The sequence below is a fragment of the Sphingobium sp. genome (assembly GCF_041987595.1).
Taxonomy (GTDB): domain Bacteria; phylum Pseudomonadota; class Alphaproteobacteria; order Sphingomonadales; family Sphingomonadaceae; genus Sphingobium.
In genome coordinates this window covers 12,084-37,336 of sequence record NZ_JBHIWJ010000033.1, presented here as the reverse complement: position 1 = coordinate 37,336, position 25,253 = coordinate 12,084, and the positions used below count along the sequence as shown (strand labels likewise).

Here is a 25,253-nt window from a genome sequence, read left to right as displayed (position 1 = left end):
TGAAAAGGGAAATCATGACGATGACCAACGACCGGCTGCCGCATTTCATCATCATCGGCGCCGTCAAGGGCGCGACCACCTGGCTTCACGACCAGTTGCGGGACAATCCGGCGGTCTATCTGCCCGCGCCCGAACCGCATTTTTTCAGTCAGGACCATCATCTGGGCCTTGACCATTATCGCCGCTTTTTCGATGGCGCGCGGCCGGAGCAGATACTGGGGGAAAAATCCGCCGATTATCTCGCCCATCCCGAAGCGGCCGCCCGTCTGGCCGCCGCCTTGCCCAAGGCGCGGCTCGTGGTGCAGCTGCGCAATCCGGTTGATCGCGCCTATTCGGATTACAAGATGCTGTTCCGGCGGGGCACCGTGACGCAGGGGCCGGAGGCCTATCTGGATGGCCGCCCCAGCGATCAGCCCCGCTTTCTGGAGGACGGGCTTTACGCCAGGCATCTGCGCCGTTGGCTGGAGCATTTCGACTCCGGGCAGATCAAAGTGATCCTGTTCGAGGATGTGAAGGCCGCACCTGAAGCCACAGTGGCTATCGTCAACGACCATATCGGCGTGCCCTGCCATTATTCGCAGGCGGTCGGCTCCGATCCGCGCAACGACAGCAGCGAGCGTTTTCTGCCCCTGCCGGTGCGCACGGCGCTGGCGCCGCTCAAGGAAGCCGCCCGCCCGCTGCGCGGCCATCCGATGTTCGAAAAGGTTCGCGGCCTGTTTGCGCGCCAGATCGCTTATCCACCGCTCTCCCCGGCGCTCCGCCAGCGCATGGCAGACTATTATGCGCGCGATATCGAAGAGCTGGAAAATCTCATCGGCCGCGATCTCAGCCACTGGAAGCAGGACCGGCGACTGGCTGCCTGAAGGGCGGCCGCTCTCCTTTGAATCATCCCGAAAGCGGTGTCGCCTCGCTCCTTTTTGCCCGGCTCCGACCCGTTATTGCCCGCCCCGGAATCGGCCAAAGGGCTTAAACTTTCGTCAGTAATTCAAGAGGGGAAGCAGATGCGCAACCGTCTTTATCATGGTGTTTGCCTTGGCCTTTTCGCCTTGTCGACGGCCTGTTCGAGCGGTCTTTCGGGCCTTTCCAGCCTGCCCGCAGCGCCGACCGTCGCCTATCGGCTGGGGGCAGGAGACGAGGTCAGGGTAACGATCCCCGGTCTCAATGCCGCTGAACCGGGCAACGACAGCTATGTCATCAACGATCGGGGGCAGATTTCGCTGCCCGTGCTGGGCGATGTCGATGCGGGCGGCAAGACGGTGCCCGAATTGCAGGCCAGCATCGCCCAGCAACTGGTGCAGCGGCAGTTGCTGAACGCGCCGACCGTCAGCGTCCAGCCGGTCAAGCTGCGCCCCTTCTATGTGCTGGGTGAGGTGAAAAGTCCGGGTGAATATCAATATCGCGCAGGCATGTCGGTGCTGGCGGCGGTTTCGGTGGCGGGCGGCTACACCTTCCGGGCCGAGCAGGGCAGCGTTGCCATCACCCGCATGGTGGATGGCAGGCAGGTGGTCGGGCGCGCTGGCGAGCGTGACATGATCCAGCCGGGCGACACCGTCCGCATCTACGAAAAGTGGTTCTGATGCCCAGGACCGCTTCGGGCAGCGCGGCTGCAGCTCTGATGCTCGGTCTGGGCGTCCTGCCAGCCTCTCTGGCGCGCGCGCAGGATCTGCAATCGCCTACGACCGCGCTCGACGCGCCGGAGGCACTGTTCGTGCCGACCCCACTGACGCTGGGCAGCGCAACCGTCGAGATTGGCGGGGCGGCGCGCCTTGAATATGACAGCAATATTTACGCGCAGGCCTTTGGCGAGAAGGACGACTTCCGGATGCTCTTCCGCCCCTATGTCGAATTGAACCGCAAGGGCAGCGCGGTCGCGATCAACGCGCGGGCCGAGGGGGATTTCCGCAAATATTTCAAATATGACAGCGAAGACGCCATCGGCGGCAAGGTCGCTGCCGGGCTGAACTGGACCCCGTCGGAATCCGACAGGCTGGCGGCAGCGGCGAGCTGGCAACATATCATCGAGGATCGCGGCGAGCCGGAAGGCAATACGCTGCCCTCCATAGGGCCGCGTGAACTGAACGCGCTGGATGGGGACATTGCCTATACCCATCAGGGCGCGAAAATCGGCTTCATGCTGCGCGGGTCGGCATCGCATTTCCGCTACAGCAAGGCGATCGACTCCAATCGCGACCTCGACAATGTGGGCGCGCTGGCCCGCGTGATGCTGCGCGTTTCTCCGCTGATGAGCGGTTTTGTGGAAGGGTTCGCATCCAAACGGGATTTTCGCGTGACGCCGCTGTCCGGCGATTTCAACCGGGATTCGCGCACCTATGGCGGGCGGGCGGGCATCGCCATCGATCCGGGCGGAACCCTGCGCGGCGAAGCGGCGGTCGGCGTCTATCGTTTCGACCCGAAGGACAGCCGCATCGCGCCGCGAACCCGCATGTCGGCGCAGATCGGCCTGACCTACGCCCCCCAGCCCCGCACGGCGATCACATTGGACGGCTTTGTCGGCAACGTCGCGACCTATCGGGTGGGCGTGCAATCGCGCGAGGACATGCGCTTCCGGCTGGGCGTCCAACAGGAAATCCGTCACAATCTGCGCGGTGAGGTGGGACTGGTCTATCGCCGCAGCAAATATTTCGGGACCAGCCTGACCGAGAAAATCTATGGCATCACCGGCGAGCTGGAATATGCGCTTAACCGCCGCGTCGCCCTGGCGGCCAATGCGCGCTGGTCGAAGCGCAACAGCACCGGTTCGCTGGACGATTATGACCGCACCCGCGTCGGGGTGGAACTGCGGGTGCATTATTGATGCCCTGCGGCCTGCCCCAAACTGAAACGGCACTGCCCAAAGAGGCAGATCCTACCCCCTTCGCGCAATGGACTTGGACCTGAGCGGCGGGGACACTGAATGCCGTAACTGCGTGTTTATACAGGACCCTGCCGCCATGCTGGTAAGAGCATCCAGGCCCCCATCCATCGCGTTCGTCCTGCCGGGGCTGGGCGCGGGCGGGTCGGAACATATCGTCAGCCTGCTGTGCAACCATTTCGCGGTGCAGGGCTGGTCGGTTGCGCTGATCGCGTTCGAAGACCCGTCGGTCCCACCCTATTATCCCCATCATCCCGATGTGCGGATCATCCGGCTGGGCATGAAATCGCGGCGCCGGGCCGCTGCGTCGGGCGCCTTCGCCATGCTGCGGCGGCACAGTCTGCTCAAAGGCGTGCTGAAGCGACTGCGGCCCGAACTGGTCGTCAGCTTCCTTACGCGTACAAACGTGCTGGCGGTCTTGGCTTGCCGGTCGCTTCACATTCCGGTCATCGTCTCGGAACGCAACAATCCCGCCCTGCAAAGCGTGGGGCCGGTGTGGAGCCGGCTGCGGCGGATGACCTATCCCCGCGCCGTCGGGCTGATCACCATGACGCAGGGGGCGATGGACTGGTTCGCCGCCACCATGAAGGTGAGGGGGTGGGTGATCCCCAATCCCGTGCCACCCGCCATCTCTGCGGCAGAGCGACGGCCTGAGGGGCGGACCATCGGCGCCGTCGGGCGGCTGGTGCCGCAAAAGGGCTTCGACCTGCTGCTGGCCGCCTTCGCCCGCGTGGCGCCGCTGATTCCCGACTGGAAGCTGGTGATCTGGGGCGAGGGACCGGAGCGCGAAGCGCTGGAGCGCCAGCGCGACCGGCTGCACCTGACCGATCGGGTCAGCCTGCCCGGCGTCACGGAAAAGCCGGGGGAGTGGATCGCGCAATCCGACCTGTTCGTGCTGTCGTCCCGCTTCGAAGGCTGGGGGATCGTCGTGGGCGAGGCGATGGGCGCGGGGCTGCCGGTGATTTCCTTCGACTGCCAATGGGGGCCGGCGGAAATGATCGAGCAGGATCGCAGCGGCCTGTTGGTGCCCAACGGCGATGTCGATGCTCTGGGGCAGGCGATCGCCGCCCTCTGCGCCGACGACCCGCGCCGGGCGATGCTGGGAGCTGAGGCACGGGAACGCATGGCGCAATTCGGTCATGACCAAGTGCTGGCCCGCTGGCAGTCGGTCATCACCAACGTTCTGGACCATCATCGGGTGAAGGCAGGATCATGAACATGATGTCGCTGAAGGGCTTTGCGCGGGCGATGCGCCGCCGTTTGCGGGACGAACCGCATCTGCGCCTGGCGGCTGCGCGGGCCGACGCCTTTCTGGTCTCCTATCCCAAGAGCGGGCGGACATGGCTGCGCTATCTGCTCTCCTGCTATTTCGCGGAAAGCGCGGGGCTGGGCTTCGAGCCGGACCTTACCAGCACCTTCAGCATCCTGCCCAATTTCGACCGTGACCCCGTGCGCGGCATCGATGCCTTTGTAGGACGCGATAAAGCCGATCTGCCGCTGATCCTGGTCAGCCATCTGCCCTATCGCGACCGGCTGTTCCTTGATCGGCCGGCGCTGTTCCTGGTTCGCGATCCACGCGATGTGATCGTATCCGCCTTTTTTCATGCGACCCGCCACAAGAAGAGTTTTGCAGGCGACATGGCGGCCTTTCTCGATGAACCGAAATATGGGCTGGCGGCGCTGACCCGCTATCTGAACGGCTGGGCAGAGGGACTGGCCGGGCGGCCGCATCATCTGATCAGCTATGAACATATGCTGGCGGAGCCGGGCATTACCGTGGCGGGCATCCTCTGCTTCCTTGGCGTGCAGCCGCAGCCGGACATTCTTGTCCGTGCCATCGCTGCCGCGCAATTCGACCGGATGCAGAACGGGACGGCGGCATTCCGGGTCATGACTATGACCGCAATGACGATCAGAGCATGCGGATGCGCAGCGGCAGGGCGGGTGGCTTCGCTGACTGGTTGAGCGCCGATCAGGCCGATCTGGTGCTGACCCGGTGCCGTGCCGAATTGTCGCCCCGCGCGCTCAGGCTGCTGGCCGCGACCGGCGTTGATCTATAGCCGTGCGCATCTGTTCGATCATCACCAGCTTCACCTCGGGCGGGGCGGAAATGCTGGCGTGCAATCTGGCGGAGGCCTTCGCCGCTGACGGCCATGATGCGGCGATCCTAACATTGAGCGATGCGGTGCAGGTCGGCAACGCGGCCGATACGGAAAGAAAGATGATGGAGCGCGTCGGGCGAAGTGGCGCAACGGCGCTGTCTCTGGCTCTGGCCAATCGCAATAACTGGCTGGGGGGGGCGCTGGCGCTGCGCCGGGCGCTGCGTTCGATACGGCCGGACGTGATCCACACGCACACGGCCCGCGCCTTGCCGCTGATCGCGCTTGCCATGCCTGGGGTGCCGGTGGTGCTGACCCATCATAACAGCCGCCTGTCCTTCCCGCCCGCCGCCTTTCGCTTCTTCAACCGGGTCGTCGACGCCTATGTGGCGATCAGCGACCAGTGCGAGGCGATTCTGAAGATCCATGGCCGCAAGCCTGTCCGCATGATCCTGAACGCGGCCAATCCGCGCTTTCGGGCGGATAGGCCGCGTTTGAAGCCCGCCCATGACCCGATGATCCTCGCGGTCGGCACGGTGTCGGACCAGAAGGATTATCCTACCCTGATTCAGGCCGCACGGCCTCTGGCGGATGCGCTCGCGGCGCAGGGCCGGAAGGCGCGCCTCTGCATCGCGGGCGGCGGCCCTGATTTCGCGCCGCTTCAGGCCCTCGCGGCGGGGGAGCCGGTCGAATTGCTGGGCGCCCGAAGCGATGTCGATTCGCTGATGCGGCAGGCTGACCTGTTCGTGAACTGTTCGTTATGGGAGGGATTTCCCATTTCGCTGATCGAAGCCTCGATGAGCGGCCTGCCCATCGTCGCGACGCAGGTGGCGGGCAATCGGGAAATGATCGTCCCCGGCCTAAACGGTCAGCTCGTCCCGCCGTCCGATTCCACCGCGCTCGCTCAGGTCATCGTCGGCATTCTGAGCGACGAGACGCGCTATGCCGCCCTGTCGCGGGGTGCGCTGGAAACGGCCCGGCGCTTTTCGATCGAAAGCTGCGCTGCCGCCCATCTCGCCCTTTACGATGAGTTGCGCTCCCGGCGCTTTCGCCATGGCCTGCCCCGCGGAATGGCGCCAGCCGAATGATCCCCCGCGGCGATTAGGGATATATCCGCCTTGCACCCGCGCTCCGGTGGATCTTCATGATAATATTGGACGCGGACCCGGATTGGAAACATGCCATGCGCATAGCGGCCCTGACGGATATTCATGCGGCAAGCGACCCGCTGCAACTGGCGCTCACCGCGGCTCGGCGGGAAGGCTTCGACGCAATGCTGATCATGGGTGACCTGCTGACCTATGGGGTGCAGCCGCTGGAGACGCTGGAACTGGTGCAGGGTGCGGCGGCCCGCGACGGAGCGATCCTGATCAAGGGCAATCATGATCTGCTCTACCAATCTTCGCCCATGGCTTCGGCCTATCGCGCCGACCTGCCCGACTGGCTGCGCGAGAGCGTGGACTGGACCGCGGCGCATATTCCGGCTGGAAGCATGAGCACGTTCGACTGGCGGGAAAGCTGGTCGACCGGCACGCTGTTCGCGGCTCATGCCAATCCCTTCGCCTTCGGCGACTGGCGCTACATCCGTTCAGCCCCAGAGGCGGAAGAGGCGGCTGAAACTCTGGCGGCGCGAGGGTTTCTCTACGGCCTGTTCGGTCATGTCCACCGGCAGCGCCGCTATGATTGTGCCGCTGCCACCATTTTCACCCTCGCCTCGCTTGGTCAGCCTCGCGATGATCAGGACCGGACGCCAAAGTGGGCGATGATTGAAATCAGGGGAGATTTTGTGAACGTCGAGACCCGCGATATCGATTTCGATCCGGAGGATCAGATGCACGCCATCCGCGCCACCACCCTTTCCGCCACCACGCAGGAGCGGCTCTGCCGGTTTTTCGCATGAAGATATTCGTCACCGGCGCCGGCGCCCTGCTGGGGCAGGGCATCATCAAATCCTTGAGACAATCGACGCTGGAATGCACCCTGATCGCGGCGGACCCCAATCCGCTCTCAGCCGGTCTTTACTGGGCGGACAGGGCCTACCGTCTGCCTCTTGCCGATGACCCCGGCTTTGGCGACCGCATCCATCAACTGCTGGACGGCGAGCGGCCCGATCTCGTGCTGGTCGGAACGGATGTCGAACTGCCCTGGTTCGCCGCACAGCGCCTGCGGTTGGAGGCGCTGTTCCACACCCATATCCTCGTCAGCGACCCGCGCGTGGTCGCCATCGCCGACGACAAGCTGGAAACAGCGCGTTTCTTTGAGAGCGTGGGCCTGCCGCATCCAGCCTCGGCCGCGTCGGAAGACGCTGCGGCGGTCGCGGCGCTGGTAGAAGCGGTCGGCTTCCCGCTGATCGTGAAGCCGCGCATCGGTGCGCGGTCGGTAGGCGTGTCGCTGGTGCGTGACACCCGCCAACTGGCGCAGGCGCTGGAGGGGCGGCAAGGACTCGTCGTCCAGCAATGCGCGGGTGAGGCCGATCAGGAATATACCGCCAGCGTCCTCTATTTCGACGGCGCTGTGCGGGCGTCCATCGTGATGCGCCGGGACCTGCGCGACGGCAATACCTACCGCGCCTATACCGGAGACTATCCGGAACTGAACGCGCAGGTCCGCCTGCTGGGCGAGGCGCTCAAGCCCCACGGTCCAGCCAATTTCCAGTTCCGAACCGCTGCCGATGGCACGCCCCGCGTCTTCGAGATCAATGCCCGCTTTTCCGGCACTACGCCGCTGCGCGCCATGGCCGGATTCAACGAGGTCGAGATGTGCGTGCGCAAACTGCTCGACGGCACACCCATCTTCCAGCCGCCGATCCGATCCGGAGTCATTCTGCGCCATCTCGACGAGATGTTCGTGTCGCAGGACCGGATCGATGCCGTGCAATGATCGCCGGATCGTCGTTGCTGGCCCTGACGGGCGGGTCCGGCTTCATCGGCCGCCACTTTGCCGATGCCCTGCGGCGTCGGGGCCATCGCATCCGCCATCTCGCCCGGAGCCGTCCCCCGGCAAGCGAGCCGCAGGACGAGTGGCGGCCCTTTGACCTGGGCGCGCCCGATGATGCGCGCCTGAGTCTGTCGGGCTGCGCCGCGTTGATCCATGTGGCGGCCCACATCCCCGCCAGCCATGATGATCCCGAAGAGGCCGCCCATTGCCTGCGCGTGAACGCGCTGGGTACACTGCATCTGGTCGATGCGGCGGTGCGCGCTGGCGTGGGCCGGATCGTCCAGACCTGCAGCGCCAATGCCTATGCCCCTTCAACGGACCCGCCGGACGAGGAAGCCGCCCTGTTTCCGCGCAGCAGGGGCTATTATCTCGGCTCAAAGATCGCGCAGGAAATCTATGCCGTGGAACGCTGCCGGGGCAGCGGCGTGACGCTCCAGACCATGCGGATCGCCTCGTCCTACGGACCGGGCCAGCGGGCAGGGGCGCTGGCCGCCATGGCAGGAGCGGCGATGCAGGTCGAGCCGATCCGGATCAGCGGTCAGGGTCTGTTCGGGGCCGACTTCGTCCATGTCGAAGATGTCGTGCAGGCGCTGCTCCTGCTGCTGGAGAGCGGGCGACAGGGCGCCTTCAATGTGGGCAGCGGCGTCCGGACCACGATTGCCCAACTGGCGCAGCGGCTCTCCGCCCTCACCGGCGCGCCGGTCATCCATGAACCCTCGGACGGACAGGATCGGGGCTTTTCGGCGCTTGATATCACCCGTTTGGGAACTTTGGGCTATCGACCAATATCCCTGGAAGACGGTCTGCGATCGCTGCTGGCCTAGCTGCCGTTGGGACCGCCACCGGTGTTGCTGCCGCCACCGCCGCCGCCCATGCCGCCAGCGCCGACCGCGCCGATGTTGCCGAAAATCTCCTGGAACAGGCTGCGATGGCGGCCCAGCGTCGGCGTCTTGTCGCCCGTAGGCGAGATGCGCGCAACCTGCTCCAGCCCCATGCGGTCGACGGCGACGACGTTGCCCGCCGCATCGAATTTCACGTGCAGGATCGTCTGCGATACCGGCTTGGGATTGGAAAAGGCGAGCGAGCGCATGTCGCGCGAGACATAATACCAGTCCTGATCGCCGAACTGCGCCACGAAGCTCGGGCGGCCCAGCGTGCCTTCCACCGATGCGCGGTTGTCGATGCCCGGCTGGACCGAATCGACCAGAAGCTTGTCGACCTGATAGCCCTGATGGGTGCGGATGCGGGTGCAGCCCGACGCACCCAGAAGCAGTGCGCACAGGCCTGCCGCAAGCAAGATCCGCCCGCTGCGGGATTGGCGGCTGAACTGGCGCATGAACTTCTCCTGCGGGGCGACCCCGGACCTTGGCCGAAAAACAAAGCCGCCATTGCATCGGGCGGCTGGGCGATCAATATGGAAATGCGGGGGTCTCGGCAAGGGGCCGCCGCTCGGTTCAGCCAGGAAACAGTCTCATCATGCCCAGCATCTTCCAGCGTCTGTTCGCGCATAGCGATCCGAAGGACGCGATGCGTGCCCTTTACAACGCCATCGTAGCGGAGGGACGACAGCCCCACTGGTATGTGGAAGGTCAGGTGCCCGACACGATCGACGGCCGGTTCGACATGATCGTCGCGATACTCGCGCAGGCGCTGATTCGGCTGGAGGCGCTGGGCTCGGCGCAGGAAAGCGTCTGGCTGACCGAGTTGTTCGTCGACGACATGGATGGACAGCTGCGGCAGGAAGGCATTGGCGACGTTGTCGTGGGCAAGCATATCGGCCGCATGGTGAGCGCGCTGGGCGGCCGGCTCACCGCCTATCGTGCGGCCCTGGCCGGCGAAACGGATCTGGCCGAAGCGTTGACCCGCAATCTTTATCGTGGAGAGATGCCCTCCGCCGGGGCGCTGGCCCATGTCGAATCACATTTGCGCGGGCGCTGGGTGCGACTTGGCTGTCTCAGCCGCGATGCGCTGATGGCCGGAGACCTTGGATGACTGAAACACCTGAATTTTCCCGCCCTGTCCGGATCGACCAGCTTGCCCGCCATGCGCAGCCGGTGACGATCACCGCTGATGCTGCGGAGCGCGAAGCATTGGCCAGGCGATTCCATCTGCTTGGTCTGGACCGACTGGAAGCGGATTATGCGCTGAGCGAAGACAATGGCGTGATTTTCGCCCGCGGGCGGGTGCGGGCCGAACTTGCTCAGCCTTGCGTTGCCACCGGCGTCGCGGTGCCGGAAAAGGTGGACACGGATTTCGTTCTGCGCTTCGTCAGGGAAGGCGCCGACCAGCCGGAAAGCGAAGAACTGGAGCTGGATGCGGAGGATTGCGATACCATCGGCTTTGACGGCCAGATACTCGATATGGGCGAGGCCGTGGCCGAAACCGTTGCGCTCGCGATGACGCCCTATCCCCGCTCGCCGGAGGCGGACAGCGTCCTGCGTGACGCGGGCGTGCTGAGCGAGGAACAGGCCAGTCCCTTTGCCGCCTTGCTGTCGCTCAAGGACAGGAAATGAGGGGATCGCGAGCCATTTCCGCCTTTGCCATTCTCTTCAGTGCCCTTCCTGCGCTTGCCGCCGAATCATCATCCCTGATCGGGGAAAGGCGTGCCCGCGCCGAATGGGCGAAGGCGGAAAATCGAAAATCCTGCGCGCCGCTGGCCCTTGCCGCCCCCGGTAATGCTGAGGGAACGCCCCGCGCGGCCACCTTCAGTGGCGGCTGGGCCGTTGCTTTCGACCTGCCGGGCCTGCGCAGCGCTTATGGCTTTGCCGGCACCGGCCTGCTGCCCGGCGACAAGGCCGACTCCAAGGCCCAGCGACGCAGGCTTGTCGGCCAGTGGCCCTATTTCCGCGACCTCGCCCATCTGCCCAGGCCCTCCTTTGCCGGTTATGGCCAGGAAGGGGCGGAAGCCTATCCTGCGGGCAATCCGGGCGGCGCGGGCCTTCATTCGCTCGCTTATCTGCGGATTGGCGGCCAGCGCTGCACCTATAATGTGTGGAGCCGGATCAGCCGGGCGCATCTGGAATGGCTGCTCGACAATTTGCGGGTTCTCCGCCGCAAATAGGCTTGCCTGTTTTCCTTTCGTTCCGCGCTATGGCATAGAACCCCCATGGAATCCCCGTCGCGCAAGATCATCCATATCGACATGGATGCCTTTTACGCGTCGGTCGAGCAGCGCGACGATCCCAGCCTTCGCGGCAAGCCGCTGGCGGTCGGCGGCGGCGGGCCACGCGGCGTCGTGGCCACGGCCAGCTATGAAGCGCGCAAGTTCGGCGTCCGCTCCGCCATGCCGGGGGCGCGCGCAAGGCGGCTGTGTCCTGACCTGCTGTTCGTGCGGCCGCGCTTCGAAGTCTATCGCGCCGTGTCGGCCCATGTGCGGGCGATATTTTCCCGCTTCACCGACATCATCCAGCCGCTTTCGCTGGACGAGGCCTATCTCGACGTCACGGTGAACAAGATGGGGCTGGCCTCCGCTACCCGCATTGCCGAAGAGATCCGCCGCATGATCCGCGAGGAAACCGGCCTCACCGCTTCGGCGGGCGTCTCCTACAACAAGCTGATCGCCAAGCTCGCCTCCGACCAGAACAAGCCCGACGGCATCTGCGTCGTGCGGCCGGAGGAAGGCGCGGCCTTCATCGCGAAAATGCCGGTGCGGCGCATCCATGGCATCGGCCCGGTCACGGCCAAAAGGATGCAGGCGCTGGGCATTGAAACCGGCGCTGACCTGCGTTCCCGCGATCTGGCCTTTCTCCAGCATCATTTCGGCAGCGCCGCCCATTATTATTATGGCGCGTCGCGGGGTCTGGACGACCGCCCTGTACATGAGCGGCAGGAACGCAAATCGGTGAGCGTGGAGGACACTTTCTTCGACGACCTCAGCAGCGAAGAAGCGCTGATTCACGAAATCGACCGGATCGCGGAAAATCTCTGGGGCCGGGTCGAACGGAGCGGCGCTTATGGCCGCACCGTCGTGCTGAAGGTCAAGTTCGCGGATTTCCGGATCATCACCCGGTCGAAAAGCTTCGGCAGCCCCGTCCGGTCCGCGGAACTGCTGGCGGAAACGGGGCGCGTCCTGCTGCGTGCCCAGTTGCCGTTAAGGATGGGCGCCCGGCTGCTGGGTCTGGGCGTTCACAATCTCGATCATGAAGAGCAGGACGGAGAGGCGGGCGAACAGCTCCGCCTCTCGCTTTGACCGCTCAGAAGGGCAGCCAGTTCCGCTTTTCGGTGAACTTCATATAGCCGGCATTGACGCCCAGCCTGTATCCGACGCCCAGCCGGATCGGGATCAGCACCACGCTGCCCCAGCGCAGATAGCTGGCGGTGAACCCCCCCACCAGATAAGCGGTGCCCTCCGCCGCGGGGAAGCGGTGATAGAGGTCCTGCGTATCATAGAGATTATAGACCAGCACAAAGGTATTGGCGGCATTGCCGCCGACATCGAAACCGATGGACGGGCCGGTCCAATAGACTTCGCGCTTCCCTTCGACCTTGTGGTTGAGTGTGCCCGATCCATAGCGCAGACCCACGACGAACGCGCCCGAAGCTTCGCGCCCGGCGATATAGGCATTGGGACGGCCCTGATCCTTCAGGATCTTCTCGATGATTCCGGCCAGCCCTTCCGCACCCTTGCCGAACACGCCTTCGGCCGCACCGATGAGGTCATCTTCCTGATAGGATTCGCCGGGGGCAAGCGCTGCGGGCGGAGAATTGGCCGTCACCGGCGCGCCCGTGGCCGTCGAGCCGGAACTGATAGGCGGCGGACTGTAGGCCGCGCCGCTGTCGGAGGGCGTGCCGGGGGCTGACGACACGCTGCTGTCCACGCCCGGCTCGGTCGGCGCACTGTTCTGCTGCGGCGCAGGCGACAGATCGGAATCGATCGCCATGTTGGGATCGACCGTGCGCACCTGTGCCTGCGCCGCGACCGGCGCGAGCGCCATTCCGGCCAGAGCAGCCGCCAGCGCACCGGCCCGCGCCATGCGGCTGGATATCCGCCCCACTATCCCGATCATTGCCCGATACTCCCGAAAAGGCCCGCCTTAGATGATCCGTCAGATTATCGGCTATCAAGCTGAAACGACAATGAACGAACGGCGACCCGAGTCGATTCCGCGCCAGTCCGAATCCGATATTCGAAATTCGCGCCATTTTTCCTGATCAAGGACCGTTGCCATGGACGAAAGCCGTCGCTATAGGCCGAGACCTAGCCACTGCTCATCTTTCCGGTGGGCAAATTCGTGCGGAGACGTGGGTGAGTGGCTGAAACCAGCGGTTTGCTAAACCGTCGTAGCCTTAAGGGGCTACCGAGGGTTCGAATCCCTCCGTCTCCGCCACCTTTCCCTTTAAGTCATTGATTTACTTAGGGGAATTGGCGTGGGTTGCTTTCCGACCCACATTCGGCCCAACATATGCAAATGGCTTTGCTAGCGGCACGCCGTTGACTCACGGACGGCTTTACGCTGCATTCCTCCCATGCACCTTCTATTCGTTGATGAAAGCGGCACGCCGTCCAAGCCGAACAATCATAGGCGGCGTGGACAAATTCTGGCTTGATGTTGGTTCCCTTCAGCCGCCGACGCATCTAGGGTCTGCGCGGCAATGGAGGGCTTGATCTTGGCAGATTCGATTGCGATTCAGCGCATTATTCGCCGCGCTGAAGGCGAAGGGAACGCCATCATGAGCGTTAGCTCCGGATGGAGCCGTCTCCGTGAAGTGACGCACATTTGCTGATGTCAGCGAGGACCTCTGGATCGCTTTGCAACGCGATGAGCCGCAACTTCGGAGTTGGAACAGCGACGCCACGCCGCATAATCGCGCGGGACGCGGTTTTACAGACGAGGGTGCCAGCGAGGCCGTTTCTTTCCCTCGCTAGCTGCATGAGGGTCATTGGCGGTTCGCGAGCGGGTTGATTCAAGGCTGTCTTTTGGAGGCAGGCTTGAGCAGGGGCGATCTCACCGAAGCAGAATGGCGCGTTCTGAAGGACCTGTTGCCGATCGAGTCCGAAAACCGTGGTCGAGGTTGGCGTCCCGAACAGAACCGCTCGATCGTCAACGGCATACTCTGGCGGCTTCGCTGTGGAGCGCCCTGGCGCGATGTGCCGCCCAAATACGGCAGTTGGAACACCATCTACCGACGGTTCCGGCGGTGGAACGAAGCCGGGGTCTGGGAGACTGTCGCCGTGACGCTGGCTGAGATCATGGCGGACAGCGGCCACTACAGCATCGACAGCACCACCGTTCGCGCCCACGTTCGGCAGCGGGCGGAAAAGGGGGACTCATCGACGCGCTCTTGGCCGCTCGCGGGGCGGGTTCACCAGTAAGCTTCACTGCCTGGCTGATGCCCTCGGACGACCGCTCGCCTTCCATCTGACGGTCGGCGAGGCGGCAGATTGCAAGGCTTATGACACCCTGATCGGTCTGCCAGAACGCACACCAGATGCTTTGCTTGCCGATAAAGGTTATGACGCCGACGCCATCCGCGCCGACCTTGCCGAACGGAAAATCGAAGCCGTCATTCCTGGTCGATCAAACCGCCGCGTGAAGATCGAGCATGACCGGACCCTCTACAAGCAGCGTAACCGCATCGAGCGAATGTTTGGCCACCTCAAGGTCAACCGCTCCATCGCCACCCGATACGACCAACTGGCCAATAGCTTCCTCGGCATGGTTCATATCGCTACCGCCAGATACTGGCTCAAATTTGTCCACGCCGCCTAATACATTCAAATTCGTGTATTAAATCCATAAATCTCGGTGGAGCCGGTGATAATTGTGACGAGTGGAGCCGGTGGAGCGCGTGGAGCGGTGATCCCGGAAATCCTATCCCCCAAGATCAGCGATGATGGAGGCAATACCGCTTAACGGTTGCCTCCGACAAACCAAACTGCCGAGCGGTGCCTTTGATGCTGGCTCGATTATCCTTACGCCATTGGACCACATGAGCGGCATCAGCAGCCAAGGGACGTGGCTGCGGTCGTGCTATGCACAACAGAAAAGCCCGCAAGATTCAGCGCGGAACGACCGACATAATAAAAGGGACCAACCATAGCCGGCAGATCCCTTTTGGCGTCTCAGCGCTGAAAGCGGACGCTCGAACTATGACCGACTCTGGGACATTTCTGCCGGTCGCGCTTATAGCGGTGAAGGACGCATTCTGGTCGAGAGCATCCGTCGCGAGGCTCGATATCGCCAAAAAACTTCCGCTCACGCTATGACTCTAATGTAAGCAAATGTTGCCATGCAGCATTGACGTCTTGTCGAAATTGGCAGGGGTTCGTTATTAGACCGACCGCAGAAATTCTAGGGGTGCAAATTGGCTGGCGAGCAGTTCGGTCTGCGGCATGCTGCCGCGTGGGTGGGCGAGATTGTTGGCCCTGACAAGGGCTACGTCAACGTTGGCATCGTCTATACGCTTGCCATAACGCTTCTGTCGTTGGCGACGCCGATTTCCGTTCAGTTGCTGATAAACTCCGTGGCGCGCACGGCACTCGTCGCGCCGCTCTGGATATTGTCAGGGGTCATGCTGGTGCTGCTCCTGATGGTCGCGTGCTTGAGCGCATTGCGTCTCTACCTGCTTACCATGTTCGAGCGCCGCCTGTTCGCGCGAGTGGTGGCGGAAGTCACGGTGAGGGCGGTTCACGCCCAGAACCCCTTCTTCGCCGATGAAAGTCGCGGCAGCCTGTTCAACCGCTATTTCGACATGGTCGTCGTTCAGAAGTCTGTCCCCAGCCTCGTCATCGGCGCATTCACCATCATTCTTCAAGGTGCGGTGGGGCTGGTCGTCACAAGCTTTTATCACCCCTTCTTTCTCGCCTTCAACATCATTCTCGTGGTGACCTGCCTACTGATCTGGATGCTCTGGCGCCATGGCGCGATTACCGGCGCGGTCGGAGTGTCCCATGCCAAGCATGAAGCCGCTCAGTGGCTCGAGAGCGTGGGCGCATCCAACGGATTCTATAAATCAGCAAGGCATCTGAACTTCGCGATGGACCGTTCGGAGGCCGTGACCGCGAACTACATCCGCGCGCACCGCCGTTACTTCCGATATAGTTTCGCGCAGGCGCTGGCCTATTTCCTGGTCTATGCCTTTGCCGCGTCAGCCCTGTTGGCTCTGGGCGGGAATCTCATTCTCGCAGGGCAACTCTCGATTGGGCAGCTTGTCGCCGCAGAGCTCATCTTGTCGGGCGTATTCTACGGCATCGCGCAGTTGGGCTGGTATCTCGACACGTTCTACGATTTGGTGGCGAGTTCGGAGGAACTGTCGCAGATTTTCGCGATCCCTCAGGAGACGTTGGGTCTGAGCGGTCAGGCGCCCTCGAATGGATCTGTCCGGTTCCGCAATGTCGAGCTGGCTGGATCGCGCTTCGATTTCTCGATCGAAAGCGGGGAGCAGACCGTCATCGTGGCGGAACCCGGCGTCGAAAATCAGATCGCGCTACTGCTCAAGCGGCACGTCAATCCCGATCGCGGGCTGCTGACGATCGGCGGCAGTGACCTTGGCAGCCTTGATATATATCTACTGCGCTCCGAGGTCGTGGTACTTAACCGGCCGACAATCGTCGATGTCACCATCCGCGAATATCTAAACATGGCGGCGGGCGGTAACGCGGACAGCGCCATCACCATGAACGTGCTCGATGTGGTCGGCCTCGCGACACGCATCTCCAGTTTACGGAATGGCCTTGATACGCAGCTGGCAAGTTCAGGCTCGCCGCTTTCCATCGTGGAAGTCATGCAACTCAAGGCGGCAGCCTCGCTGATAAGCCGACCCAAGGTGCTGCTGCTGGCCCAACTCTACGACATGATGCCCGCCGATGCTCTCCACGCAACGCTCAAGATGCTGCGAGAACAGGGAACGACGATATTGCTATTCACCGGGCGACCCGAGGCGCTGGATTTGGACTGTTGCCTATTGCTGGGCGCGCAATCGCAACATCGCTTCGCCGACAAGGCGGCCTTGTCACAGTTCCTCGCTGCGAGGGAGGTTCAGTCGTGACGATCAGCGCAAGTCAGTTGGCGCATTTCCGTTCCCTTGCCGCGCTGAACCCGCCGCGCATCGTCATCGTGATTGCCTGGCTGATCTTCATCGGGCTTTGCGTCGCCGTCGCCATTCTGTTCGTGCCCTGGCGGCAAACCGCGCAGGGGGGCGGCCAGGTTACCTCGCTCGACGCAGGCGATCGGCCGCAACAGGTGTCATCGCTGGTGGACGGTCGGGTGGACCGCTTCTTCGTCCAGGACGGCCAGCTTGTGAAAGCAGGCGATCCGATCGCAAAAGTCGTCGATGTTGACCCGCACTTTCTCGAACGGCTCGCTGCTGAAAAGGCGGAAGTGGAGGCGCAGATCGCCGCAATCGGACAAGCGCGTGCTGTCGCTTCGATCGATGTGGGTCGCACCTCGCAGCTCTTTGCAGAGGGGTTGGCCGCGCGGCGCGACTATGAGCAGACCCAGATCAAGGTCGCCGATGCCAATGCAAAACTGGCGGAGGCGCGCGCCAAACTAAAGCAGATCGAGGTCAAGCAGATCCGGCAGTCGGCGCAGGTCGTCACGGCGCCGCGGGAGGGCCGCATCCAGAACCTCAACGCGGCTGCGGGTGGAGCTCTTATTTCCGCAGGCACCGTGTTGGCGACCGTCACGCCCGAGCAAATCGAACGCGCCGTAGAATTGTTCGTTGACGGGCGGGATATCCCCTTGGTCTATCGCGGACGGCCGGTTCGGCTTGAGTTTGAGGGCTTCCCCGCATTCCAGTTCAGTGGCTGGCCGGCATTCGCCATCGGCATATACGATGGCCAGGTTCGCTCCGTGGACCCAGCCCCGCGCGCGGACGGCCTGTTCCGAGTTCTCGTGGAGCCGGTGCCCGGCAAGCCTGCATGGCCCGCCCACCGCTTCGTGCGCCAGGGCGGCAAGGTGCTGGGCTGGATACAGGGCGACAATGTCACCGTCGGCTATGAATTGTGGCGGCAGCTCAACGACTTCCCTTTGAACTTCGGACAGGATCAGGCGGCTCAGAAGGCGCAGGGGAAAGCCGACCAAAGCTCGATCGAAAAGAAAAAGAAATGAAGGCGCAGCCCATGATCGGCATCGCTTTCCTGATGACCGGTGCCCTGGCCTCGACGGCGCAGGCGCAGGGTGCTTTCCCGAGCGCCTCTGCTGCGAGAGGCACCGGCCCACTAACGTTGCAGGAGGTGCTGCAATCGTCCGCGCGGTTCGCCCCCGATATCATCGCCGCATTGGCTCGCAACCGGCAGGCGGACGCGCGCGCCCTGACTGCACAAGGGGCGTTCGACACCGTTTTCGCCGTCGAGGGGCGCAGCCGCTTGCAAGGCTATTACGACGGCACGGAAATTGCCAGCAAGGCCGAGCAGCCGCTTAGCAACAATGGCGGCTATCTCTATGGGCAGTATCGAGCGTCGATGGGCAGTTTTCCCGTCTATGAAGACAAATCCTACACGAACCGTCTGGGTGAATTGAAGGTCGGGGCGCTTTATTCACTGTTGCGCGATCGCCTAATCGACGCCCGGCGGTCCGAGTTTCGACTGGCGAGCAACGATATCGACATTGCCCGGTTCGAGACCAAGGCCACGAGCATCGGCGTTCAGGCGCGCGCGGTGGAGGCTTATCAGAAATGGGTGGCTGCCGGGCTGAAGCTCAAAGCCTATGAGGCGCTGCTCGCACTGGCCGGAGGGCGCACCGACGGCATACAGCGTCAGGTGCAGCTTGGAGCCAAGCCCGATATCCTGCTGACCGAGAACGACGTCAATCTGGTGAGGCGACAGGCCTATGTCGTAGAGGCGCGGCAGGACTTTCGCGCCGCAGCCGTCAAGCTGTCGCTTTACTATCGCGATGTTGACGGCGCGCCGATCATTGTCGCTGAAACGCGTCTGCCCGCCGATGCGGCGGCTCTCGATGGGATCAGGACAGAAACCGCCTTCAACCTGGAAGGCCGCCCCGATTTCGCCATCATGCTCGAGGAGATTGACAAGGCCACGGTCAAGCTCGCGCTTGCCCGCAACGACCTATTGCCGCGGCTCGAGATTGGCGGAGAGGTGGCCAAGGACATCGGCCCGACGGGTCTGGGCGGAAGCAGCCGCACACCTCTTGAGATGATCGTCGGCGTTACCTTTAAGGTGCCGCTGCAAAATCGCAAGGCCAAGGGCAAGCTGGCCGAAACGCAGGCGAAGATCGATGAACTGACGGTCAAGCAGCGGTTTCTGGCGGAGAAAATCCGGGCCGAAGTCACCGCGATCGGTCTGGAGGTCGAAACTGCAAAGCAGTTGGTTGCGACGACGGAGAAGGAGCGTGCACTGGCGCAGCGCCTGGCTGCAGCCGAACGTCGCCGTTTTGAGCTGGGATCGAGCGACTTCTTCCTTGTGAACCAGCGCGAGGAAAGTGCGACCAATGCCGAGGTGAAGCTCATCGAAGCGCGGGCTCGCATTGCAGCGGCGAGGGCGGAATTAGCTGCCGCGACGGCCGACGACGATGCGCTTGGACTAACCTCTGTTCCAGGACCAGATTGATCACGCGCCGCGATCCGGTGCCTCAATACAACATGCAAAAGGCAGGTTTCTTCCAAAGCGGCCGCCAGCATTCTTCTCACGAATGACCGACTTTGGGTCGAGTGAGGCCACAACCTGGCGTCGCTAAGTACTGCCGATCTAGGTTCAAGCCAGCGCATCGGCATGGACGGCTTATGCTGGCGACAGCGCGCGCGACGCGCTACGAAAGTTGGCATGAGCGCAATAGAGAGTGCGCGGCGTAATGCGAAAGGCCACTCCCAATTGACTTCCGAACGAACATCTTTCCAGTTCGGTGATTTTGAGTTGATACCGGATCGTCAAGCACTGCTGCATCGTGGCGACGCTGTTGCGCTAGGGGGACGGGCTTTCGACATCCTGACGCTATTGGTGCGCCGTGCAGGTGAAACGGTCAGCAAGGCCGAGCTGTTCGCGCACGTCTGGCCCGGCTATGTCGTTCACGAGCACAATCTGAAGGTCAACGTCGGCAATCTGCGGCGGATATTAGCGGCCTGCGATCCGGATAATGACTATGTGGCGACGATAGCGGGCCGGGGCTACAAGTTCGTGGCGGCACTAGACCCGACCGCCGAAGCACGCTCGCCGTCTCAGGCGGGATCCAGCAGGCGGCATTTCGCGCCGCCACCCAATGCGCCTTATCTGTACGGCCGCGAAGAAGCGCTACTCCACATCGCTGAGCGCCTCCGGGAGAACGGCTATGTCACGGTCGTAGGTCCGGGGGGTGCCGGCAAAACATCGATCGCTGTAGCCGCCGCACAGCACTGCCGCTCCGCTGGTCAGGCTATCGCGTTCGTCGATCTTTCGACCTTGAACGATGCTCAGTTCGTTATCCCGGCGATGGCGGCGGCCTTGGGTATTTCGCTAGCTATTGATGACCCGATTGCCGGTGTCGCAGCCTTGCTGCGTGCTGAGCGTCCGATCCTGATCATCGACAACTGTGAGCATGTGATCGCCACCATGGCGGTTTTGCTCGAGCGCATTTCCAGCGAGGTGCCTGACGTACAGATTATCGCCACAAGTCGCGAGCCGCTGCGCACCCGCAGCGAACACATGTTCCACTTGACCAAACTGAGTTTCCCCGAAACCGGCACGATCACCAGTCTTGCTGACGTTTTGCAGTATCCGGCCGTCCGCCTGTTTCTTGCCAAGGCAGGTCACAGCGACGACCCGGATCTGGAACCTGCCTATGTGCAAGCCGTGGCTCAAATCTGTGCTCGGCTCGACGGACTTCCGCTGGCGATCGAGCTCGCGGCAGGAACTGCCGGCAGCTTCGCCACGCACGCTCTGGCTGATTTGTTCAGGGATGGTTTCGGCGCGATGCACCGCGGCCCGCGCGACGCGCCGTTGCGGCATCAGACACTCGAGGCCGCGTTGGACTGGAGCTACCGCTTGCTGCCAGAGCAGGAAGCCGTGCTCCTGGCACTGTTGTCGGTGTTTGCGGGCCGGTTCAGCGCCGACGACGCGGAAAGCATCTACGCTGCGGGCGGGCTTGATCCGATGATTGGCCGCGATGCGCTTGGCCAGCTCGTCGCAAAGTCGCTGGTGTCAGCCGACGTCATTGCAGGGGTGCTGCGCTATCGTCTCGTCGAAAGCACATGGGTTTACGCCTCGCAGCGCCTGCTTGGATCCCACCATGTAGACCTGGCCAAGCGGCTGTTTGCGACCCGCGTCCTAGCGCGCATGCAGCAGGCCGAGCGGGAGTGGTCGTATCTGACCTCTCGCGAGTGGTTGGGCCGGTACAGCGAGCAATTAGACGACCTGCGCGCTGCGATCCGCTGGGCGTTCGGTCATGGCGGCGACGCGCGCGTGGGGATCGACCTAGTGGTTGCGGCGCTGCCGCTGTGGCAGGAGCTGTCAGCCTTTCAGGAGATGCTGGCCGCGATCGAGCGGGCCCTAGCGTCGGGCGGAGGCGACGAGCTGCCGCCGCTGAGTCTGGCCAGAATGCGCATGGCTCAGGCCTGGGCAATGACGCTGGCCCGTCGGGTTCATCCCCAGACCAGCGAAGCCTGGCGCGAAAGCATTCAATTTGCCGGCGTCGCGCGAGACGGCGATCTCACTTTGCAGGCCGTCTGCGGTCAGGCTGTCTACCTTGCTTATTCGGGACGGCCGCTGACGGCGCTTCGCAGCATGCTGGACTTCGCCAAGTCTGCGGATGTCGATTGGCATCGGGCGCCCGGCGGCATGCGGTTTCTCGCACATGACGAGATCTACGCGGGGCGCCTGGCCTCGGCGGACGCTCGCCTGCAATTCCTACGGAAAACCTGGGCAGGAGCCAAAGACGAACAGGGTCTCTCGCGCTTCCAGGTCGATCTGCCCGTAGCGATCAATCTGTCTTCGTCGCTTCTGGCTTGGCTGAAAGGGTGCAGAGAGGTTTCGGCTGAGCTGGCCGATCGCGCAATCGCGCGGGCCGAAAGCCTCGACCACATGATTTCGCTCGGCAACGCCATCTGCTTGGCGGGGCTGCCGGCGGCCTTCCTCGATGGAGACCTGGCGCGAGCCGAAGACTTGCAGTGCAGGCTGGCTGATGTGGCACGGCGCGAAAGCGTCGGCATCTATGAGGGAACCGCCGACTTTTTCGCCGGTGCCGTTGCTGCCGCGCGAGGTGATCATGATGGGCTTGAGAGGATGGCAGCGAGCATCGAGGCGCTTTGGGCAAACGGTTGGCGGTTGCGGACGGGGCTCTATCGCGGCCTTCTCGCCGAAGCTTGGCTGCGCGCCGGCGACCAGGATCGCGCGGCGCGGTCTTTGTCGCCCGTGCTGGATTGGCGGGATGTTCGCGAGGAACGCTGGTCACACCCCGAGCTGTGGCGCGTCGCGGCGCTCATCGCAGGCCAGTCGGGACAGATGGATCGTGCCGAGCGATACTTTCGCCGTGGGCTGAACCGGTCCGAGGCTATGGGGGCTGTAGCTTTTACCAGGCGGATCAAAGCATCGATGGCGAAACTGGAGCTCGGTGCGGGTTAGTCCCGCGCAGCCCCTCAGACGGCCCAGCATCCGCAACCAAGCGCGCCCCAAAAAGACTGCACGTCGGCGGCAGGAGGGGCGGCGCCCAGCGCCGCGGCATGATCGTGGCCGTGGACGTTGCAAGAGGATGCGCAGCCGCAAGCCGAGGCCAGCTTCTTCGCGTCCTGGCCCCGGCGATAGTGACCGCCGAAGGCCGCGACCGGCGACCAGTCGGGCATGGCCTTGGGCGCTTGTGGCGCCAGCGGGCCGAACTCGCTCTCGCCATAGACCACCTTGCCGCCGAGCATGGTCAGCACCGAGCGCAGATGCGCGATCTCGCTCTCGGGGACCAGGAAGTAATCGTCCGAAAGCAGAGCTAGGTCGGCAAGCTGACCCGTCTTGATCTGGCCCTTCTTACCCACTTCGTTCGAGAACCAGGTGTTCTTCTCGGTCCAGAGCCGGAGCGCGGTCTCGCGATCGAGCCGGTTGCGCGCGGGATAGAGCGTCAGCCCGCCGACGGTCTTGGACGTGACAAGCCAGGACAGCGAGACCCAGGGATTGTAGCTGGCGACGCGGGTGGCGTCGGTACCTGCACCTACAGGGAGGCCCGCCTCCAACATCCGCTTGATCGGCGGGGTCGCCTCGGCTGCCTTGGCGCCGTAACGCTGGACGAAATATTCGCCCTGGAAGGCCATGCGGTGCTGTACGGCGATGCCGCCGCCCAGCGCGGCGATCCGGTCTATATTGCGCTCGCTGATCGTCTCGGCATGGTCGAAGAACCAGTTGAGACCCTGCAGCGGCATGTCGCGGTTGACCTTCTCGAACACGTCGAGCGCCCGGGAGATAGTCTGATCGTAGGTGGCGTGGAGCCGCCAGGGCCAGCGGCGTTCCGCGAGCAGGCGAATCACCGGCTCGAGATCGCCTTCCATCTCCGGGGGCATGTCTGGCCGGGCGACGCGGAAGTCCTCGAAGTCGGCGGCCGAATAGACCAGCATCTCGCCCGCGCCGTTATGGCGATACGTGTCGTCGCCCATGCCCGGCTTCACCTGGGTCGACCAGTTCGCGAAGTCCCTGAGCTCTTCCTTGGGCTTCTGGGTGAAAAGGTTATAGGCGATGCGCAGGGTCAGTTCGTTGTCCTGATGCAGCTTCTCAATGATCCGGTAGTCGTCCGGATAGTTCTGAAAACCACCGCCCGCGTCGATCACGCTGGTGACGCCGAGTGCATTGAGTTCACGCATGAAGTGACGGGTCGAATTGAGCTGATAATCCTCACGCAGCTTCGGACCCTTGGCAAGTGTCGCATAGAGAATGGCCGCATTGGGCTGTGCCAGCAGTAGCCCGGTGGGATTGCCTTGGGCATCGCGCATGATCTCACCACCCGGCGGGTTAGGCGTGTCCTTGGTATAACCCACCGCGCGCAGGGCCGCGGCGTTGAGCAGTGCGCGGTCGTAGAGGTGCAGGATGAAGACCGGGGTCTCGGGCGCGGCCGCATTGATCTCGTCGAGCGTGGGCAGGCGCTTCTCGGCAAACTGGTGTTCGGTAAAGCCGCCGACAACGCGGACCCATTGCGGCGGCGGGGTATTCTCGGCCTGCTTCCTGAGCATGGCCATGGCATCAGCCAGGGTCGGCACGCCTTCCCAGCGCAGCTCCATATTGTAGTTCAGCCCGCCGCGGATGACGTGGATGTGGCTGTCGATCAGGCCAGGGATCAAGCGGCGCCCCCTCGCGTCGATCACTTTGGCGTCCGGCGCGGCTGCGGCGCGGACCTCGGACTCGGAACCGACGGCCAGGAAGGCGCCATTGCGGATAGAGACCGCCGTGGCCACGGGATTCTCGCGATCGAGCGTGGTCACCTTGGCATTGACGATGATGGTGTCGGAAGCGGTCATGGCGAAGCTTTCTGCAATGGGAAGAAGCGCAGTGCCGGCAGCGCTAGAGAGCGCCTGGCGGCGGGTCAGGTTCATGCGTCGCGCTCCCCTTTAGCGGGCAGCTTGCCCAGCACATGATTGGCGCAATCGATGCGAATGTAGCGGGCGAGTTCGACGCGGTCGGCCAGCCGACGAACGATCGGCGTCAACTGCTCGCCGAGCAGGATCCCTGCCAGCCCGACCAAGGCGATGATCGGCGGCGCGGGCGAACGCACGCCCAGCAGGCTATAGACCACGCCCACCAGAAGACCGGCACCGAGCGAAAGAAGATAGGGTTTCATGGGTCAGCTTTCTTCGCCAAGGGGCCTCATGCCCCGTCCGGCGAGGCGCGCGCGCAGAACCGCATTTTGGGTCTCGAGCGCGAGGAGCCGCTCGCGCAAGGTTTGCGTCCCGGCCAGAACCTCCGCTTCGGTGAACCGCGGCACGATGTGCTGAGGACAGTTCCAGTCGAACGCTTTGAGATGGATGCGGAACATTCGCTCGACCTTGGCACCGTAGCCTTGGTCCGTAACGGCTTTGGACAGGCCGGGATCCGCATCGAGCGCCACCGTCTCGGCCGTTGCATAGATCTTCAGCCGCATCCGGTGCGGATAGTCCATCAGGAACAGGCAGACCCGATCATCCGCGGCGACATTGCCGGTGCTGATATACTGACGGTTCCCCCGGTAGTCAGCGAAGGCAAGCGTCTTGTCGTCGATGATCTTGAGGAAGCCGGCAGGGCCGCCGCGATGCTGTATATAAGGCCACCCTGTTTCCGAGACCGTGGCCATGTAGAAGCTGTCGCGCACAGCAATAAACCCTCGTTCCCGCAGACCAAAGCGGTCGAATTCGCGGTGGCCCTTGAAATCGGACCAGAGATGGTCGGCGCCCATTTCGCCTTGCGCCCGGCGAACGCTGGGAGTGATTGCGATATCCATGAAACCATAAGGCATGTGCGTTCTCTCTTGCTG

At 63.3% G+C, this 25,253-nt stretch carries 22 protein-coding genes, 1 tRNA gene and 1 pseudogene; 19 read left to right on the top strand and 5 right to left on the bottom strand.

The window, feature by feature from the left end; all coding sequences use genetic code 11:
* The first annotated feature begins 20 nt into the window (after positions 1-20).
* The 9 genes from ACFC3J_RS10715 (at position 21) to ACFC3J_RS10675 (ending at position 8,732) form a co-directional block, all read left to right on the top strand.
* A complete protein-coding gene (locus ACFC3J_RS10715; protein WP_375196161.1) occupies positions 21-863 on the top strand; it encodes a sulfotransferase in 843 nt (280 codons plus the stop codon).
* 138 nt (positions 864-1,001) lie between these two features.
* A complete protein-coding gene (locus ACFC3J_RS10710) occupies positions 1,002-1,577 on the top strand; it encodes a polysaccharide biosynthesis/export family protein (RefSeq protein WP_375196154.1) in 576 nt (191 codons plus the stop codon).
* Complete coding sequence (locus ACFC3J_RS10705) at positions 1,577-2,815, top strand: outer membrane beta-barrel protein (RefSeq protein WP_375196153.1); 1,239 nt, start codon at positions 1,577-1,579, stop codon at positions 2,813-2,815. Before ACFC3J_RS10710 ends, ACFC3J_RS10705 begins: the two co-directional genes overlap by 1 nt.
* A gap of 136 nt (positions 2,816-2,951) precedes the next feature.
* Complete coding sequence (locus ACFC3J_RS10700) at positions 2,952-4,088, top strand: glycosyltransferase family 4 protein (RefSeq protein ID WP_375196152.1); 1,137 nt, start codon at positions 2,952-2,954, stop codon at positions 4,086-4,088.
* The gene (locus ACFC3J_RS10695; RefSeq protein WP_375196151.1) at positions 4,085-4,837 is read left to right on the top strand and encodes a sulfotransferase domain-containing protein; all 753 of its coding nucleotides are present in this window, start codon (positions 4,085-4,087) and stop codon (positions 4,835-4,837) included. The genes ACFC3J_RS10700 and ACFC3J_RS10695 overlap by 4 nt, the downstream gene beginning before the upstream one ends.
* Positions 4,838-4,934: 97 nt before the next feature.
* Positions 4,935-6,059, top strand: a complete 1,125-nt coding sequence (locus ACFC3J_RS10690) for a glycosyltransferase (RefSeq protein WP_375196150.1) — start codon at positions 4,935-4,937, stop codon at positions 6,057-6,059.
* A gap of 95 nt (positions 6,060-6,154) precedes the next feature.
* Positions 6,155-6,871, top strand: a complete 717-nt coding sequence (locus ACFC3J_RS10685; RefSeq protein WP_375196149.1) for a metallophosphoesterase family protein — start codon at positions 6,155-6,157, stop codon at positions 6,869-6,871.
* Positions 6,868-7,851, top strand: coding sequence for an ATP-grasp domain-containing protein (locus tag ACFC3J_RS10680; protein WP_375196148.1), 984 nt, complete (start codon positions 6,868-6,870; stop codon positions 7,849-7,851). The genes ACFC3J_RS10685 and ACFC3J_RS10680 overlap by 4 nt, the downstream gene beginning before the upstream one ends.
* Entirely contained in the window at positions 7,848-8,732 is an 885-nt protein-coding gene (locus tag ACFC3J_RS10675) for an NAD-dependent epimerase/dehydratase family protein (RefSeq protein ID WP_375196147.1), read from the top strand. Before ACFC3J_RS10680 ends, ACFC3J_RS10675 begins: the two co-directional genes overlap by 4 nt.
* Here the strand turns inward: ACFC3J_RS10675 and ACFC3J_RS10670 are convergent.
* Positions 8,729-9,244: an outer membrane protein assembly factor BamE gene (locus ACFC3J_RS10670; RefSeq protein ID WP_375196146.1), complete on the bottom strand. Its 516-nt coding sequence runs from the start codon at positions 9,242-9,244 to the stop codon at positions 8,729-8,731. The two genes, ACFC3J_RS10675 and ACFC3J_RS10670, sit on opposite strands and share 4 nt — an antisense overlap.
* 140 nt (positions 9,245-9,384) lie before the next feature.
* On the opposite strand from ACFC3J_RS10670, the gene ACFC3J_RS10665 reads away from it, so the two are divergent.
* The 4 genes from ACFC3J_RS10665 to dinB are packed head-to-tail and all read left to right on the top strand — an operon-like array spanning position 9,385 to position 12,097.
* Entirely contained in the window at positions 9,385-9,900 is a 516-nt protein-coding gene (locus ACFC3J_RS10665; protein WP_375196145.1) for a ubiquinol-cytochrome C chaperone family protein, read from the top strand.
* Positions 9,897-10,421: a DUF177 domain-containing protein gene (locus tag ACFC3J_RS10660; protein WP_375196144.1), complete on the top strand. Its 525-nt coding sequence runs from the start codon at positions 9,897-9,899 to the stop codon at positions 10,419-10,421. Before ACFC3J_RS10665 ends, ACFC3J_RS10660 begins: the two co-directional genes overlap by 4 nt.
* Positions 10,418-10,969: a hypothetical protein gene (locus ACFC3J_RS10655; protein ID WP_375196143.1), complete on the top strand. Its 552-nt coding sequence runs from the start codon at positions 10,418-10,420 to the stop codon at positions 10,967-10,969. Before ACFC3J_RS10660 ends, ACFC3J_RS10655 begins: the two co-directional genes overlap by 4 nt.
* A gap of 45 nt (positions 10,970-11,014) precedes the next feature.
* Positions 11,015-12,097 (top strand): DNA polymerase IV, encoded by a 1,083-nt coding sequence (gene dinB, locus ACFC3J_RS10650; protein WP_375196142.1) that lies wholly within the window; start codon positions 11,015-11,017, stop codon positions 12,095-12,097.
* 4 nt (positions 12,098-12,101) lie between these two features.
* On the opposite strand, the gene ACFC3J_RS10645 is transcribed toward dinB, so the two are convergent.
* On the bottom strand, positions 12,102-12,914 hold the full coding sequence (locus ACFC3J_RS10645; RefSeq protein ID WP_375196141.1) for an EipA family protein: 813 nt from the start codon (positions 12,912-12,914) through the stop codon (positions 12,102-12,104).
* A 229-nt stretch (positions 12,915-13,143) separates the two neighbouring features.
* Here ACFC3J_RS10645 and ACFC3J_RS10640 point away from each other — a divergent pair.
* From ACFC3J_RS10640 to ACFC3J_RS10615, 6 genes and pseudogenes are all read left to right on the top strand, one after another.
* Positions 13,144-13,235: transfer RNA gene (locus tag ACFC3J_RS10640), tRNA-Ser, on the top strand.
* A 572-nt stretch (positions 13,236-13,807) separates the two neighbouring features.
* Positions 13,808-14,618 (top strand): annotated as a pseudogene (locus ACFC3J_RS10635) (IS5 family transposase).
* A 595-nt stretch (positions 14,619-15,213) separates the two neighbouring features.
* A complete protein-coding gene (locus tag ACFC3J_RS10630) occupies positions 15,214-16,896 on the top strand; it encodes an ABC transporter ATP-binding protein (RefSeq protein WP_375196140.1) in 1,683 nt (560 codons plus the stop codon).
* A complete protein-coding gene (locus ACFC3J_RS10625) occupies positions 16,893-17,957 on the top strand; it encodes an efflux RND transporter periplasmic adaptor subunit (protein WP_375196139.1) in 1,065 nt (354 codons plus the stop codon). The genes ACFC3J_RS10630 and ACFC3J_RS10625 overlap by 4 nt, the downstream gene beginning before the upstream one ends.
* Positions 17,954-19,414 (top strand): TolC family protein, encoded by a 1,461-nt coding sequence (locus ACFC3J_RS10620; protein WP_375196138.1) that lies wholly within the window; start codon positions 17,954-17,956, stop codon positions 19,412-19,414. The genes ACFC3J_RS10625 and ACFC3J_RS10620 overlap by 4 nt, the downstream gene beginning before the upstream one ends.
* 213 nt (positions 19,415-19,627) lie before the next feature.
* Entirely contained in the window at positions 19,628-22,396 is a 2,769-nt protein-coding gene (locus tag ACFC3J_RS10615; protein ID WP_375196137.1) for a winged helix-turn-helix domain-containing protein, read from the top strand.
* A gap of 14 nt (positions 22,397-22,410) precedes the next feature.
* On the opposite strand, the gene ACFC3J_RS10610 is transcribed toward ACFC3J_RS10615, so the two are convergent.
* The 3 genes from ACFC3J_RS10610 to ACFC3J_RS10600 form a co-directional block, all read right to left on the bottom strand.
* Positions 22,411-24,264 carry an amidohydrolase gene (locus ACFC3J_RS10610; RefSeq protein WP_375196160.1) on the bottom strand — a complete coding sequence of 618 codons (1,854 nt, stop codon included), beginning with the start codon at positions 24,262-24,264 and terminating at the stop codon, positions 22,411-22,413.
* 71 nt (positions 24,265-24,335) lie between these two features.
* Complete coding sequence (locus ACFC3J_RS10605) at positions 24,336-24,584, bottom strand: XapX domain-containing protein (protein WP_375196136.1); 249 nt, start codon at positions 24,582-24,584, stop codon at positions 24,336-24,338.
* Between the two features lie 3 nt (positions 24,585-24,587).
* Complete coding sequence (locus ACFC3J_RS10600) at positions 24,588-25,235, bottom strand: pyridoxamine 5'-phosphate oxidase family protein (RefSeq protein WP_375196135.1); 648 nt, start codon at positions 25,233-25,235, stop codon at positions 24,588-24,590.
* Positions 25,236-25,253: the final 18 nt, after the last annotated feature.